The sequence below is a fragment of the Lentibacillus sp. genome, from assembly GCF_035301925.1.
GTDB lineage: Bacteria > Bacillota > Bacilli > Bacillales > Amphibacillaceae > Lentibacillus.
Genome location: NZ_DATGTI010000069.1, coordinates 1 through 15,671, shown reverse-complemented (window position 1 = coordinate 15,671; position 15,671 = coordinate 1). Strand labels below are relative to the sequence as shown.

Sequence of the window (15,671 nt, the reverse complement as noted above, 5' to 3'; positions counted from 1 at the left end):
AATAGGAAAGAAATCGGCAAAAAGCGCCGATTTCCAGTTTAATGGCTACTTTGCAGCCTCATAGACATAAAAACCGTCCTGCAATGTTTTGGTGACAAGCCCTTCATCTTCAAGGTAATCAAGCTGTCCGATTGTTTCGGACATGGTCAGGTTCAATTGGTTTCCATATTGTTTTGGAAAAAGCTGCTTGCAAAGCTCAAACGGCGTCTGTGCCTTTTCCAGTAAAAATTCATACACTTTTCCCGCCCGCTGTTCCTGTTTCTGCAGACGTACGAGAATTAAATCATTCACATTCGAAAATATTTCACCATGTCCGGGATAAACGGTTTGAATACCCAGCGGCTGGCATTTGATTAAATTAGCCCGGTATTGCAGCATTGGTTTTGGACGGACATCATTCCCAATTGGCGGCTCCAGTAACGGATTCGGTGAGATATGATGAAGCAGATGATCACCGCCGATAAACGCCCCGTCACTTTCACGGAAAAATGACAGATGGCTCTGTGCATGGCCTTTTGTTTCAATGACCTGCCAGTCACCATGCCCGGGCAGCGTGTCATCTTCATCCAGCGTGTCCGTCACCTGCCCTGTCCCTGCAAATTGCAAAGTCCCGCGCAATTCACTGGCGCTTGGTATTAACTTTTCCGGCACGCCGCAATCAGCAAAAAACTGCTTAAAAAACTGTTCATATTGAGCGAAAAAAGCTTCATCACGGGTTAAATAAAATTTAGCATTCCGGTGTGCTGCAATCACTTCTGCACGGGGAAACGCCTCAATTAAGCCAATATGATCCGGGTGATGATGGGTTAAAATGATTTGTTCAATATCATTAGGTGTATAGCCCAATTCATTTAATTGTGTTTTCAGTGCTTCCCATCCTTCATTCGTTTTAACACCGGCATCGATAATTGACAACGTATCGCCTTTAAGCAGATACACGTGCACATCCCCAACCGCAAATGGTGTCGGTATGGTCAGCTGACTGATTGTTTTGTCCAATACTTTCATGATTTAAAGCCTCCAAAAATGAATCGCGATTCAGTAAGCCTCTCCATTATATACCTTTTTTATGAAAAAGTCACATCCCGCTGCTCAAGCAAACGGTGAATCGCCTCAGTGAGTATGGAGGGCAGATAGTCAAAGCTATAAGTCAGTTCCAAACGTTCTGTCCACTGGTGCGGATCTTTTCCTAAAGGCCCAATGTTCAAGACGGGCATCGTTAACTGCTCCATTACATCCTCCGGAAACGAAAACCCGTTATGCTGTAATGGCATGTTGGTCGTTAGCTGCTGCAAATTACTTTTGGCGGAAACATGACCGACAAAACTTAAGTCAGAAAGTCCCGTGAAAAATTCGGCAACCGTCAAATCTAGCTGATAATGGGTTTGTGTGAAGCTCTTAACCTTCTCCATCACATTTTTAATGTACGGATCATCAAACGATGAAACGGCCGGATAAAACGGCGGGCTGTAAAACAATACAATCATCGGAGCCAAATCCTTGCACATGGCTGCCAATTCCTGAACAAGGATGGTCGAGAAATCACGATCCCCCTGGTCACGCTGGCTGACGAGCAGGTTTTGCCGGCGCATCACTTCCTCCTCCCCATGGCGTTTCACAGCCTCTGTATATAAATCCTCATACATCATGACATTGACATGGAAATCCGGCATGGTAAAATCTTGAGCAACACTGGCAAAATGGTCGGATTTTTGCTGTACATAACGTTCGATATTCCGGCCTGCCGCCTTTGCCCCTGCCAGCAGCTTGTCATTGATTTCGTTGAAAGACTGCTTCAAATACAGCACATTGTACATGGAAACGGCTGCATTCGGGGTCTGAACCGAATATGCTTCCTTCAAATCACGCTGCATGAGACTGACCGGCGGCGGTGTCACTTCATCATCCACCTTTTCAATAAATGCTTCATTTAGTTCAAGCTGCTGTGACAAAAAACTCGTCATTAAATTCGGATTAACACCGGCGAACGGCTCCCCAACATGTGATTCCTTGCCATAGCAGTAAAAACCGGGCAAAACTTTTCCGATCGAGCCGGTATAGACATAGTAATGATCGTCGCCGGGATATTTGCTGAACATTGGCTCTCCATTCAAACAGGCGTTATACGTCAGGTTTTCTTCCTTTATTAACTGCTCCAGAACAGGCAGCGCCGTCATCATCCCCTGTGAATTGACTTCTTCATCAGGTACTGACAACAATAGAATGTTTCCAGCAAATTCACCATCCATCGCTTTTTCCATTATAGATAGATGTAGGGTGAGCCCTGCTTTCATATCCATTGTGCCGCGGCCGAACAGCCAATCACCTGAAGATATATCAGCTTGCACTGCTTCCGGCAGCTGTTCTTTTATGCATGCCATTTCCTTTGTCAATTCCTCAGGATAAAAGGCAAGATTTTTTAGTGAGCCGTAATCCTCCACACCAACCACATCGAAATGGCTCAGCAGAATAACTGTTTCCGGCGAATCATTCCCTTTCACCAATGCGGTGAGAAGTCTGCGTCCATCTTCGAGCGGATGCACTTTCAAATGATCTGGATTTTCCATAAAATACGTTTTTTGTACCAGTAAATGATGCAAATACTCCACAAGGGCGATTTCAGCATTGCTTCCGGTTATACTTTGATGATTGACAAGTGATGTCAGCAATTCAGTTAATTGTTCTTTCGTCTGCCAATTTTTCATAGGATCCTCCTTTTTGCATGATGCATCTATTTTAAAACATACATTTTTTACAGTATAAAAGATTCTGATTTATCGCGCCAGACGTTTGCCGGATTCGGCACTGTTTAACGTAAAATATTCTGCAAAGTTTGCTGAAGGCTCTGCTTCGCCTGATAAGACAGTACTTTCAAATTCATTGACTTCTCCCGATAAATCAAACACAATCAAACCGAGGTGAGTCTATTGCAGGCGAAAATTTTTGCACATCGGGGCACCAGTAAGCATGCACCGGAAAATACGATGGCTGCCTTCTCCCTTGCTTACCAGCAGGGCGCAGATGGCATTGAAACGGATGTCCATCTGACGAAAGACCATGTTCCGGTTTTAATGCATGATGAACGAATCAATCGGACGACGAATGGTACCGGGTACATAAAAAATCACACATTCAACCAATTAAAAGACCTTGACGCCGGTTCCTGGTTCTCTCCCGAATTTATTGGATCCCGGATTATATCATTGGATGAATTTCTTGAATGGATTCAGGATAAGCCATTATATTTAAATATTGAACTGAAAAATAATAAAATAGATTATAACCATTTGGAACATATCGTTTATGACAGAATAGCACATTATCACCTATTACATCGTACGACACTGTCAACGTTTAACCCAAAGAGTGTCAAAAGGCTTAAACATATGAACCGGAATATCGGCGTCGCCTTATTAATATCAAAGCGTTACAAAAATCTTGTATCGGCTGCTAAAGATTTGGGTGCTAATGCAATACACATTAAATACCGGCTGCTTAATCAGTTGCTTGTTGATCGGAGTCATCAGGAAAATATGGCAATCCGTGTGTATACCGTCAATAAACCTAAATCTATGATGCGTTCCTTTTCCATGGGATGTGATGGGATATTCACTGATGTCCCGAAAACGGCTATTCAGTATCGTGACCCAATTTAACAAGTGAAAAAAATTGGAGGAATCAAGATGACCAAATTATTTACACCAATCGAATTTAATAACGTTCAGCTAAAAAACCGAATCGTCATGTCACCGATGTGCATGTATTCCTGTATGGAACAAGACGGAAAGATTACACCATTTCATATGACACATTATGTTTCGCGGGCGATTGGTCAGGCGGGTCTCGTTATGACCGAAGCAACAGCTGTTGTGCCCGAGGGCCGGATTTCCCATGAGGATTTAGGTATCTGGGAGGACGGCCATATCGACGGATTAAAGCGATTAAATGAACAGATTCACAGCTATGGCGCAAAAACCGGGATTCAGCTTGCACACGCCGGAAGAAAAGCGCGGCTTAATTCAGATATCTATGCACCTTCAGCACTTCCCTTCAATGAATCATCGAAAACACCGACCGAAATGACAACAGCGGACATCGACAATACGATTGACGCGTTTAAAGACGGGGCAAAACGTGCCAGGGAAGCTGGCTTTGACATCATTGAGATTCACGGTGCACACGGCTATTTAATCAATCAATTTCTGTCACCGCTTACGAATAAACGTGTTGATGAATATGGCGGGAGTGCTGAAAATCGCTATCGCTTTTTGTCACAGGTCATTGAAGTTGTCCAAACCGAATGGGACGGACCGCTCTTTGTCCGTATATCAACCGATGAATATGCTGATGGCGGCAACACACTCGACGATATCCTTTATTTTGCCGGACAAATGAAACAGCAAGGCATTGACCTGATTGACTGTAGTTCCGGCGGGGTTGTCCCTGCATCCATCAAACCATATCCGGGCTATCAGGTGAAACGATGTGAAACAATCAAACAGGAAACATCGATTGCCACCGGTGCAGTTGGACTCATTACGACAGGAATTCAGGCAGAAGAAATCCTGCAAAATGACCGTGCCGACCTTGTGCTGATCGGCCGGTCTCTATTACGCAACCCGTATTGGCCGAAAGCCGCGGCAGACGAACTGGATGAGACACTTCCTGCACCAAAACAGTATGAACGGGGCTGGAAATAATGGAACTCAATTTTCTCGGGACTGGTTCCGGTGTCCCTTCCAAAGAGCGGAATGTATCCGCAATCGCTTTGAAATTATTACAGGAACAGAACAGTATCTGGCTATTTGACTGCGGGGAAGCGACTCAGCACCAAATTTTGCACACGAACATCAAGCCGCGGAAAATCACGAAAATTTTCATAACGCATATGCATGGGGATCACATTTTCGGACTGCCCGGCTTGTTAAGCAGCCGATCGTTTCAAGGGGGTGAGGAGCTTTTAACCATCTACGGACCGGAAGGGATTAAGGACTATATTGACACAAGCCTGGCCGTCAGCGGGACCACCCTCACCTATCCGCTGTCCATTATCGAATTTACAGAAGGCAAGTTATTTGAGGATGCACAATTTACCGTTTCATGCAAAAAACTTGATCATGGAATCGCCAGCTATGGGTTTCGGATTACGGAAAAAGATAAGCCTGGAAAACTTCTCGCCGATAAACTAAAAGCTGCCGGTATCGAGCCTGGTCCGATTTACCAGCAAATCAAAGAAAATGACGTTGTCCGGACAAACGATGGTCAGATCATTCACCGTAAGCAATTTATTGGTTCTGATAAAAAAGGCCGCGTCATAACAATCATGGGTGATACACGTGCATCACATCACAATCGGACATTTGTTGAAGGTTCCGATGTACTGGTCCATGAAGCAACATTCGGCCATGAAAAAGCGGATCTTGCCAAAGCCTATTTTCATTCAACAACGAAACAAGCAGCAACGCTCGCTGACGAAAGCAATGTCGAAAAACTTGTATTAACACACATTTCATCACGCTATCAGCAAAGTGACGATCAGAAACTGCTCACAGAAGCACGCGAGATTTTTCCAAAAACAGAGCTGGCACATGACTTTCATCAGGTAACCATTCATTCCAAATAGGAGGTTTGTTATATGGGGAAGATAGAAATGGAAGTACTTGTTAATCGGCAGCGCGAATTTTTCCTCACCGGCGAAACATTGGACTATAAGTTTCGAAAGCGGCAGCTGTCCAAGATGAAAAACATGCTGGAAAAATATGAGGAAGACCTTTACCACGCCTTGAAAAATGACTTGAACAAATCGGAATATGAAGCATTCACAACTGAGTTAGGGTTTCTGCACACCGAAATTAATTTTGCCCTGAAACACCTGAAAGACTGGATGCAACCAAAAAAAGTGGAAACACCGGTTACCCATAAAGGGAGTAAAAGTTTCATACGGAAGGAGCCTTATGGCGTTACCCTGATTATAGCGCCATGGAATTATCCATTGCATTTGGCCATCGCACCGGCAATTGGCGCTATTGCTGCCGGGAATACCGTTGTATTGAAACCATCTGAATTTACACAATCCACTTCTGCTATACTCGCTGACATGATCCGAAATACATTTGATGAATCGTATTTTACCGTTGTGGAAGGTGCTAAAGACATCAGCCAGCAATTGTTGGAACAGCGATGGGACTACATCTTTTTCACCGGCAGTACTAAAGTGGGCAGGATTATCATGGAAAAAGCAAGCCAATACTTAACACCGGTCACACTGGAATTGGGGGGCAAAAGCCCGGCCATCGTTGATCAAGATGCAAAAATTGATCTGGCAGCCAAGCGGATTGTGTGGGGAAAATTTACAAATGCCGGACAAACATGTGTGGCACCGGATTATGTATACGTGCACGAAAAGGTTAAACCAAAACTGATCAAAGCCATGAAGAAACATATCAAAGCATTTTACGGCAAAAATCCGCTGCAAAATAAAGACTATGTCCGGATTGTCGGCAAAGAACATTTCGACCGGTTAAATGCCTTTATGACAGACGGTGATACCGTTCATGGCGGACATGTGAACAGAGAAACGTTAGCCATTGAACCGACCATACTGGATGCGACCACCTGGAATGACGCGATTATGCAGGAAGAAATTTTCGGACCACTTCTCCCTGTCATGACATTCAGCTCACTTCATGATGTCATGTCAGCCATGAAACATACTGAAAAGCCGCTCGCACTTTATTATTTTGGCGAAAATGAGAAAAAACAACAGCAAGTCATGACTAACGTATCCTTTGGCGGCGGATGCATCAATGATACGCTCTATCACCTGGCCACGCCGCACTTGCCATTCGGAGGTGTCGGCAACAGTGGGATGGGCGCCTATCACGGCAAATATAGCTTTGATACATTCTCCCATCGTAAAAGTATCTTAAAACAAACCACCAAATTTGATATCCCGTTCAGGTATCCCGGCGGAAAACTGGCCAAATCCGTTGTCGAACGGCTGATGAAATAATATCAGCGCTCCTGTCTCATTAAAGTTGGTGGGCAGGAGCGCTTATCGCTTAAAATCATCCAGAAAGTCTTTTTGAAAGCTTGTCCGGGGCTGTTCCTCACGATCGTCATTCCGCAATTGTTTAAAAAGATTTTTCCCGTACTTCTGTGACAATTCATCCATCGCTTTATACAATTTTTCTTTTCCGGCTTCTTCTTCGTAAGTGAATAAATCCAGCTGCTTGGCAATGTTCTTTTTTTCGTCAACATCCTGGACGGTTATGCCGAGTAGTCGGATCGGTTCAAAATTCCAATGGTTTTGAAACAATTCATTGGCAAAATAAAAGATATCTGCTTTATTTTCAATAAAATGATTAAGCTTTTTGCTTCTGGTTATTGTCTTACGGTCATGGTATCTGATCATAATTTGTACACTCTGCCCTGCCGCCTGTTTCCGCTTCATCCGTCGTTCCACATTTTCGGCAAGCTCATGCATCAGTTTGCGGATTTCTGCTTCGTCCGTCGTATCTTCCGCAAGTGTTTGAGAACTGCCGATGCTTTTGAATTCATGTACTGCATCCGGATCAACCGGTCGCATATCAATCCCATTCGCTCGCGTTTGCAGCCGTTCCCCGTTGATGCCAAAAATCTGTTTCAGCTGATAAGCGTCACTATTGGCCAAATCACCAACCGTGTTAATATCGATGCCACGCAGCTTTTCCGCTGTTTTGTTCCCGACACCATACATCTCTTCAATCGGCAACGGCCAAAGTTTTTCTTTGATATCCCGTTTCCGTAAAATTGTGATGCCCATCGGCTTTTTCATGTCTGATGCCATTTTTGCCAAAAATTTATTTGGCGCAATACCGATGCTGCAAGGAAGATCCAATTCGCGGCTGATCCGCTGCTGCAGGTTTTGGGCAATCTCAATCGGGCTGCCGTGCTGTTCAGTGCCGGTTACATCCATATACCCCTCATCAATCGAAACGGGTTCAACATATGGGGTTATCTCTGCAAGCATTTGAAACATTTCTTTGGACGCAGCCCGGTACCGGTCAAAATTGGGACGTAATACGATCAATTCCGGGCATAGCCTCCGCGCCTGCCATAATTGCATCGTTGTTTTAACGCCTTTGGCTCTTGCCTCATAGCTGCTTGTGACGACAATCCCTTTCCGCTCTTCCGGATTGCCGGCAATCGCCAGCGGTTTACCTTTCAGCTCAGGGTTATAGGCCATTTCAACGGAAGCGTAAAATGAATTCATGTCCACATGAAAAATGACTCTGCCTTTTTTTGGATACCATTGTGACATCGCGAGTCATCCCTTTAAACAAATTTATTCTATTATATCATATCTGTTAAATGATTCCGCCAAGTCATTAGGTTTCAGTTCACAACTCAAACGCCCATTCATCTTTAAGAATCAGATACAAAACGAGCAATGTATCTTCAATTTCCTGATCGGTCATATCATTCGGTTCCAATCCGATTTTCGGTAATAACGCTGTCGAAAGGTTTCGCGATAATTGTATGCGCTCGGCTTGTTCCAATTGCATCACTCTATCACTGTATGTTTTGAGCAATTTCCATTCCTTCATCCCGAATGAACGAAGCGCCCAGTCATCAACAGATAAACTTTCTTTGGAAAGACCTCTCGCCTCGATTGCCTTATCAACCGAACCGGATTTTCTTATGTTCTTTCGTTGCCGTTCATGCACAACGATGGTACCGGCTACAATATCTCCCAGTCTTTTATGTCTGGAATGAAAGAAAACCATGACAATCCCTACAAAATAAGCGGTCGGAAGCATATCAATGATACGCAGCAGATTACGGATCAAACTGGAAAGTAATGTGATGCTATGCCCGTTGTCCTGAATAACCCTGATGCCAAGTAACTTTTTGCCAAGTGTTTGACCACCGAAAAAATATTCACATACAAAAAAATAACCCCAATAAACGATAAATATGAGAAGGATCGTAATGGCCAATGGGAGTGCTGAACCGGTTAAAAAGGCTGTAAAATCAGCCTGAATGACAAAGACCAAAAGAAGAATTGTCACAATGTTAAACGACGTCAGCAAAAGCTGATCAATAATCATGGCTCCCGCTCTGCTTCCCAGGCCTGCCAATTTAAAATTCAGGGAAACAAATTCCGGTGTTTTAACAGCGACTTGTTCTTGATTCATCAACACTTTCTCCTTTTTGACGGGGTCAGACCCCCTGATGGTTTCAATTACTGTCAGGACAATTTATAATAGATTAAGAAATATATAACGTTGTGAAGGAAGGTGCGGCCGTGAACATCAGACACTTCATCAAACAAAACCGTGATGACTGGAAACAGCTTGAGCAATCCATATCGAAGCTTGGTAAACATAAACGTAACCTGACTGGAAAGGAGATTGACCAATTCAGCCGGCTTTACCAAAAAGCGGCACAACATCTGTCCTACAGTCAAACTTATTTCCCGAATGAAGATGTAACAGGTTATTTGAATGAACTCGTTGCCAAAGCGCACAATCTATTATACAAAGATCAGGTGTCCAGTTTCCGGCAAATCCGCACATTTTTCAGTACAACCTTTATTGGACTGCTGCTTGAACAATGGAAGGCGGTCATAGTGGCCATGGTCCTGTTTACAGCCGGTGGACTCGCAGCATTTCTTTCTGTACTTGACGACCCGCTTCACCTTTATTCACTGCTGCCGGAACAAGTGGCACAATCGGTCAACCCCGAACAACTTGGGGCCAATCATGATGCCATTGATGCTTCACTCATGTCCGCTTCGATCATGACGAATAATATACAAGTCGCCTTCCTTGCATTTGCGGGAGGCATCACATTCGGGCTGCTGACGGTCTATATTATGGTATCGAACGGTATTATGGTAGGCGCATTAGCCGGTTTATACTGGCACCACGGCAGTTCCTATGCGTTTTGGGCTTATATTGTGCCACATGGTGTCATTGAACTGATGGCGATTTTCATAGCAGGCGGTGCCGGTTTGCTGATGGGTTACAAACTGTTTGCGCCCGGAGCCTATTCACGCGGCTTTCAATTAAAAAGACAGGCGAAACGTTCTGTCCAGTTATTGCTGGGAACCATTCCATTGTTTATCATAGCCGGTATCATTGAAGGATTCATAACCCCTGCTTCCCTTTCACTGGAAGCAAAATATGCAGTTGCCGTATTAACACTCATCGCTTTTGTTTCCTATCTAGCAAGCGGAAAAGTGCTGCTGCGGAAAAATAACGCTAAAGCAGCCCTTCATTCATAACGCGGATATACTGTGAGACGGCTGCTGATATCAGGTGCTCTTCTTTGGCTTCCACCATGGAGAGCCCCTGTTTCTCCCAGTTTGCTTTTTCATATTTGTTAATATGTATTTGCTGCTGAGCAATGCTCTTAATCATGGTTGTTTTGGCACTATCCGGTTCCTGTCCCGCTGTTTTCAGAAGCGCTTCGTCTTCAATCCCGATCATCATAAACAAATGCCGTTGCCGCAGCCGCTTTAAATGCTGCAGTGCCGTTTCCGCATGCAGAAATGCCTGAACATCACTGAATAGCAGAATCAGACTCCTTTTCTTCAGAGCGGCTGACACATAATTGATCGCGACAGAATAATTGGCTTCATTTGCTTCGACATTGATATTATAGATAGCTTCTAATATCTTCCGTAATTGATTCATTCCTGTGGCAGGTGGCACAAATCGCTTGATATCTTTGGAAAATGCCAGCACTGCTACATAATCACCGTTCTTCAGTGCCGCAGCAGCTGTTGTCAGGGCAGCTTCCAAAGCCTTTTCGAGCCTGTTCCCCTTTTTTAGCTCCGCTCCCATCATCCGGCCGCAATCGATTAAGATCGTGACATATTTTCCGTGCTCCGGTTCGTACTCATTAGTCATGATTTCCTGCTGTTTGGCTGTCTGGCGCCAGTTGATTTTTCGCGGATCATCACCAACAGCATAATGACGGATTTGGGCGAACTCGCCTGTTTCAGCACGCTGTCTGCGGATTTTTGTACCTTCATAAAGTAAAAAACGCTGCGGACTTTCCAGGTATTGCTTGACTTCCGTTAAATCAGGCATCACTTTTACCGATTGCTTCAAGCTGCGCGTCATTTGTTTTTGCCATAGTCCAAGCGTGCTTCTGAAGCGAATATAAAGTCTGCCAAAATCATATGCCCCCCTTATCGGAGCGATAACCTGATAGGACAACACAGCAGTTTCCCGCGCTTTAACCGTCCCCTGCAATGGAAAAAAGGTCCGGAATGATTGTGGCACCCCATCAATTAGTTGTACGGCGCAGGATTTGTCCGAAGCATTAACAGCTTCAACTTGAACAGAATACGTCATGCCTCGCTCCAATTCACCAGGCATCTCACGTTTAAAGGTCAGATCTTTTCGCCTCGGTGATAAACCCAAATCCAACAGACTGATCAATAAAAGAAAGCCATTCATAACAAAGATCCACGACCACGACACGGATGAAAAAGCGGCCAGGGCAATGACACCAAAGGAAAAAATGAGAAACAAAACAAGCAGCCGTTTTGCCGGGAAAATGCCTCTATCGCGGAACAGCAATCGATCCCACAAGTTCTTCAATGACCTCATCCAGGCCCACTCCCTCCAATTCCATATGCGGTGCTAATTGCAGACGATGCCTTAATGCTGGCTTGGTAACCATTTTAACATCATCAGGCGTGACATAATCCCGATTTGTTAAATAGGCCCAGCTTCTGGCTGCTTTGGCAATGGCAATCGCCGCCCGCGTACTAGCCCCGAAGCGGACAGCCTCCATCTCTCTTGTCCGTCTTACAATCTGCATAATGTAATCTAAAATATCATCATTTAATGTTATCGCTGCCACTTCCTGACGAATGGCTATAAAGGTGTCCATATCCATTGCCGCCTCTATCGCTGCTTGAGCATTTCCGTCTGCCATCACCTGTTTTAATACATTCGTTTCTTCTTCAGATGAAGGGAAATCGATGTTCAGCTTCAATAAAAATCGGTCTTGCTGGGCTTCGGGTAATGGATAGGTCCCTTCGAATTCGATCGGATTCTGGGTAGCCACTACAAAAAAGACTTCCGATAATGGATAAGTCACCCCCTGAATCGTCACTTGTTTTTCTTCCATCGCCTCCAATAAAGCAGCCTGTGTTTTCGCCGGTGTCCGGTTAATCTCATCTGCCAAAAGGATATTTGAAAAAATCGGGCCTTTTATCGTTTGAAAGTTACTTTCCTGCATATTGAAAATCATACTTCCTGTCATATCACTCGGAAGCAAGTCCGGCGTGAATTGAATCCGGTTAAATGTTCCACTCAGCAATTCCGCCAGTGTCCGCACCATCTTGGTTTTTCCTGTTCCGGGTACACCTTCGATTAATACATGACCATCTGCCAAAACAGCAGATAACAAGAGTTTCAGATTCATAGACTGTCCGAAAATCCGCTCTTCATAATTTTCCATTAGCCGTAAAAGTTCGTTTCTCATTCTTTCTCCACCTCTTTTCGAAGCCTATCTATCTTCTTCGACCATGCCACGAATGATTTTTTGCTCATATTCTCCTGATTCAATACATGGGTCAGTTCATTGAGGAATGTGTCCAATTTCTGGTCAGATGTCATTTTTCGTTCAAGCTGTTCTGCTATATCCGGCCAGTCTTTGTAATATGGAATTCCCCAACGTTCCTGCAGCAACCGTTTCAAGTAATCAGTCTGAACCCGCAATGCATCAGCATATCTGTTACCTCTTTGATACCATGCCGCCAGGGCCCTGATACGCTCATCACTGAAACGGACTGATTCTTCCCTTGGTACCATGACAGGCCCAAAGCGTTTCCCCTCATGCCACAGCCAAAAGCCAGCAAACAAAATTGCCTGCAGTCCCAGTACAAGCAGCCAGTCCGGATAAAGAGACGTTATGTCCGGTGCATTTTCAGATCCATGCACGTATTCGTCAAAATAAATGGTTCCCCTTCCAGTATGTCCCTTCTGTATGAGCGAAAGAACCAATTCCAAATGATCTTTCTTTAAAATATGCTTGTTCGTCAGCCACTCCGGTGCCACCGCCGTTATCAGCTTTCCTTTTTTATAAGTCCTTTCCACCGCTATGGCACCGGCATTGTCATGCAATAAGACGTTATCTTGGGGCTTTGGATTGATGCGAAATGTCGAATGAATGTCTGCTTCATACGCATTGCCATTCGCTTTCATTACATGACCAGAATCAGCCGCTGCCGGGGCCGTTTCCACATCAAACATCCCGTCCGGGTTTGTTTTCAAAAGCAAAATCGTGTTGCCGGATGCCATAAAAGACACATATTCTTCCATTCCCCTCGTGTCAGGGGTAAAAGACGGTCCGACCATAATTAGCAGCTGATTATCGTCCTCTGCAGTCAACAATTCAGGTGAATGGTTCCATCGCTCAACAGGACTGTTTTGATCACCCAAATATGTATAAAATGCTTTCACACCTGTAGGCGAAGGGGACTCCGAAACAAAGTCGGGAAACGTTTCAGGATTATCCGATGCGACTATGAAACTGATACCAATAAATAACAGAAGCACAACAACCAGCCAAATCAGTGTTCTTCTGCCCGTTATGGATGTCTGCAAGCTTGCTGTCCCCCCCTCAATCGTCACCGAAAACTTCCCGGGTTTCATCATGAAGCCATTTCATCGCCTCATTATGATAATAGGTATAGTCATCTTTCATCAGGACCTGTTCACCATAAACAACCTGATCAAAAACCGATGCGAGCTGATAAAATGATTCGGCAAGTTCCTTATTGACGTGTTCGAGCTCCGCATAATATTCCCAGTTTGTTTTCCAACTCCGCATCCTTACCCATTCCTGCTCATCAAAATAAAGCATAAGTGCCAGGAACATATGCCGTACAGCATCTGTGTAATTTTTGGATTCTTCCTGGTGCTGTGCTGCCTCAAGATGATCTGTAAACGTCCATTTTGTTTCATTCAACGACTTAAGTGGCTTATAGGTGGTAAAACCGCGGTTTCTGCGTCCATGACGGACACGCTGGAATACGACAATCCCGATGAGAATGAGGACAGCTGCAATGATGACAACCAGTACGAGGTCGGCAAAACCGCTTGACGGGTCCAATCCGGAAAATAACCTGGCTAATTGCTCGCCAATCCAGTTTGTCAGACGGTCCCACCAAACTTCGAGAAAATTTCGGTTATCCTCGTAGTAGATTTGATATTCGTTTTGATCTAAAATTGTCTGCAGTTGATCCCTTGCTTTATCCACAGCCGCGATCATCATCACCACCCAGCTTGGGAGAACACATCTCCACTACTTTTCAATGTCTGCATTTTGATAGTCATCAATCATTTCCTTTAAGTCGTCTCCGCCCTGCCGGATTTTTAAGTCGAAATAAATAATGGCATAACCGACCATAAATATCATTGTGGTCAATAACGTAACCAGGTTCACAATAATTGAATAGAGAACACTGTTACCCAATAATGCGATAAAAATAGATTCAATGGCAAGACTGACAGCCAGAAATATAAGGAAAAATACGATATATATCCCGAATACTTTCCAGCTGTTATGGCGGGTTAAATGCCAGCTTCTTGCCAGGCCCGGTATATTATTTTCGAACACTGCCGTACCGAGATAAAAACTCCAGCGCGTCAGGAAATATGCTGCCGTCAAACCGACACCGAGCATCAGAATAACCATGCCGATTATTCCAGAGAGCGGATCCGCAACAATACTCATAATGCCGATAATCGTAATGACAATCGTTGGGATAAAAATCATTGCAAACAAGATGATTTCAAAAATAATACTCCCGCCCAATATGAGCCAAAATTTTGAAAAAGCCTGTTTAATCACGCTGCCGACATTAAATTCATCCTGATTTTTTAAACGTTGAACAGCCAATAGGATGGCTGCTTGAGCAATCGGTATGAAAATAAATGATAAAAGTCCCACGCCGATATTTGCCAAGTCTTCGGCCAGGGTGGTATTGGCAGTTGCCTCAAAACTATTCAGCGTTTGATTCAACCAATTATCACCACTGGCAGCTTCTCTGAAAAAACTGGTCCCGGTCAATAATAAAATCATTGATTGCAGTAAATAAAGGGGACCGATGATAACGAGTACAATCAGAAAAAATTTCGAAAAGTACTGTTTACATAACGAAAAGGCAGCATCAAGGATTTCCCCGAATCCTTTTGGCCTGTTTAATCCATCATTCATGTAGGGTTTTCCTCCCCTCTTAAGTTATGATTCTATTAGTTATTTTAACATGTTTTACACCAGTACCGGGACGTATTTCAAAAACAAACGTGCCCGGGATGTGCCTCCCAAGCACGTGTATTCAGATCAGCCGGCAGCTATGACCGGTCTGCTGCTTCCTGAACAATGGCCGTCACAAGTTCGGTAATTTTCACTAGTTCATCAACCGGGATCCGCTCATTCGTTGTATGGATTTCTTCATAACCGACAGCCAGATTAACGGTTGGAATGCCTAAACCTGAAATGACGTTTGCATCACTGCCGCCGCCACTTTTTTGCAAATTGCTTTCACGACCGATTGATTTGGCTGCAGCTCGTGCAACTTCCACAACCTCATCATCCGCTTCCTGATGGAAACCCGGATACATGATTTGAACATCTACTTCTGCACTGCCGCCATATTC

Annotated in this window: 15 protein-coding genes; 5 read left to right on the top strand and 10 right to left on the bottom strand. The window is 44.3% G+C overall.

Translation table 11 applies throughout. The features are described from left to right. Positions 1-45: 45 nt before the first annotated feature. Positions 46-1,008 (bottom strand): MBL fold metallo-hydrolase, encoded by a 963-nt coding sequence (locus VK080_RS05895; RefSeq protein WP_324223842.1) that lies wholly within the window; start codon positions 1,006-1,008, stop codon positions 46-48. Between the two features lie 59 nt (positions 1,009-1,067). Beyond that, entirely contained in the window at positions 1,068-2,705 is a 1,638-nt protein-coding gene (locus VK080_RS05890; RefSeq protein WP_324223841.1) for a M20/M25/M40 family metallo-hydrolase, read from the bottom strand. 222 nt (positions 2,706-2,927) lie between these two features. Here VK080_RS05890 and VK080_RS05885 point away from each other — a divergent pair, with 222 nt between their 5' ends. Genes VK080_RS05885 through VK080_RS05870 form a run of 4 tightly spaced genes read left to right on the top strand, consistent with a single transcriptional unit; the run spans position 2,928 to position 7,012 of the window. Next, entirely contained in the window at positions 2,928-3,656 is a 729-nt protein-coding gene (locus tag VK080_RS05885; protein ID WP_414672220.1) for a glycerophosphodiester phosphodiesterase, read from the top strand. 27 nt (positions 3,657-3,683) lie between these two features. Further along, positions 3,684-4,700 carry an NADPH dehydrogenase NamA gene (namA, locus tag VK080_RS05880; RefSeq protein WP_324223839.1) on the top strand — a complete coding sequence of 339 codons (1,017 nt, stop codon included), beginning with the start codon at positions 3,684-3,686 and terminating at the stop codon, positions 4,698-4,700. Next, positions 4,700-5,623, top strand: coding sequence for a ribonuclease Z (gene rnz / locus VK080_RS05875; RefSeq protein ID WP_324223838.1), 924 nt, complete (start codon positions 4,700-4,702; stop codon positions 5,621-5,623). The genes namA and rnz overlap by 1 nt, the downstream gene beginning before the upstream one ends. 12 nt (positions 5,624-5,635) lie before the next feature. Beyond that, positions 5,636-7,012: an aldehyde dehydrogenase gene (locus VK080_RS05870; protein ID WP_324223837.1), complete on the top strand. Its 1,377-nt coding sequence runs from the start codon at positions 5,636-5,638 to the stop codon at positions 7,010-7,012. Between the two features lie 42 nt (positions 7,013-7,054). Here the strand turns inward: VK080_RS05870 and VK080_RS05865 are convergent, their stop codons facing one another. Both VK080_RS05865 and VK080_RS05860 read right to left on the bottom strand, forming a co-directional pair. Further along, positions 7,055-8,302, bottom strand: a complete 1,248-nt coding sequence (locus tag VK080_RS05865) for a DNA polymerase IV (RefSeq protein WP_324223836.1) — start codon at positions 8,300-8,302, stop codon at positions 7,055-7,057. A 79-nt stretch (positions 8,303-8,381) separates the two neighbouring features. Further along, a complete protein-coding gene (locus VK080_RS05860; protein ID WP_324223835.1) occupies positions 8,382-9,179 on the bottom strand; it encodes an RDD family protein in 798 nt (265 codons plus the stop codon). 110 nt (positions 9,180-9,289) lie between these two features. Here VK080_RS05860 and VK080_RS05855 point away from each other — a divergent pair, with 110 nt between their 5' ends. Beyond that, on the top strand, positions 9,290-10,270 hold the full coding sequence (locus VK080_RS05855; RefSeq protein WP_324223834.1) for a stage II sporulation protein M: 981 nt from the start codon (positions 9,290-9,292) through the stop codon (positions 10,268-10,270). Here the strand turns inward: VK080_RS05855 and VK080_RS05850 are convergent. The 6 genes from VK080_RS05850 to VK080_RS05825 form a co-directional block, all read right to left on the bottom strand. Continuing rightward, positions 10,248-11,606 carry a DUF58 domain-containing protein gene (locus VK080_RS05850; protein ID WP_324223833.1) on the bottom strand — a complete coding sequence of 453 codons (1,359 nt, stop codon included), beginning with the start codon at positions 11,604-11,606 and terminating at the stop codon, positions 10,248-10,250. The two genes, VK080_RS05855 and VK080_RS05850, sit on opposite strands and share 23 nt — an antisense overlap. Further along, a complete protein-coding gene (locus VK080_RS05845) occupies positions 11,560-12,489 on the bottom strand; it encodes a MoxR family ATPase (protein ID WP_324223832.1) in 930 nt (309 codons plus the stop codon). The genes VK080_RS05850 and VK080_RS05845 overlap by 47 nt, the downstream gene beginning before the upstream one ends. Then, positions 12,486-13,640 (bottom strand): DUF4350 domain-containing protein, encoded by a 1,155-nt coding sequence (locus VK080_RS05840; RefSeq protein ID WP_324223831.1) that lies wholly within the window; start codon positions 13,638-13,640, stop codon positions 12,486-12,488. Before VK080_RS05840 ends, VK080_RS05845 begins: the two co-directional genes overlap by 4 nt. Continuing rightward, the gene (locus VK080_RS05835; RefSeq protein WP_324223830.1) at positions 13,630-14,283 is read right to left on the bottom strand and encodes a DUF4129 domain-containing protein; all 654 of its coding nucleotides are present in this window, start codon (positions 14,281-14,283) and stop codon (positions 13,630-13,632) included. The genes VK080_RS05840 and VK080_RS05835 overlap by 11 nt, the downstream gene beginning before the upstream one ends. 30 nt (positions 14,284-14,313) lie before the next feature. After that, entirely contained in the window at positions 14,314-15,228 is a 915-nt protein-coding gene (locus VK080_RS05830) for a hypothetical protein (RefSeq protein ID WP_324223829.1), read from the bottom strand. A 137-nt stretch (positions 15,229-15,365) separates the two neighbouring features. Beyond that, a partial coding sequence (locus tag VK080_RS05825) for a M20/M25/M40 family metallo-hydrolase (protein ID WP_324223828.1) occupies positions 15,366-15,671 on the bottom strand: 306 nt, incomplete at its 5' end.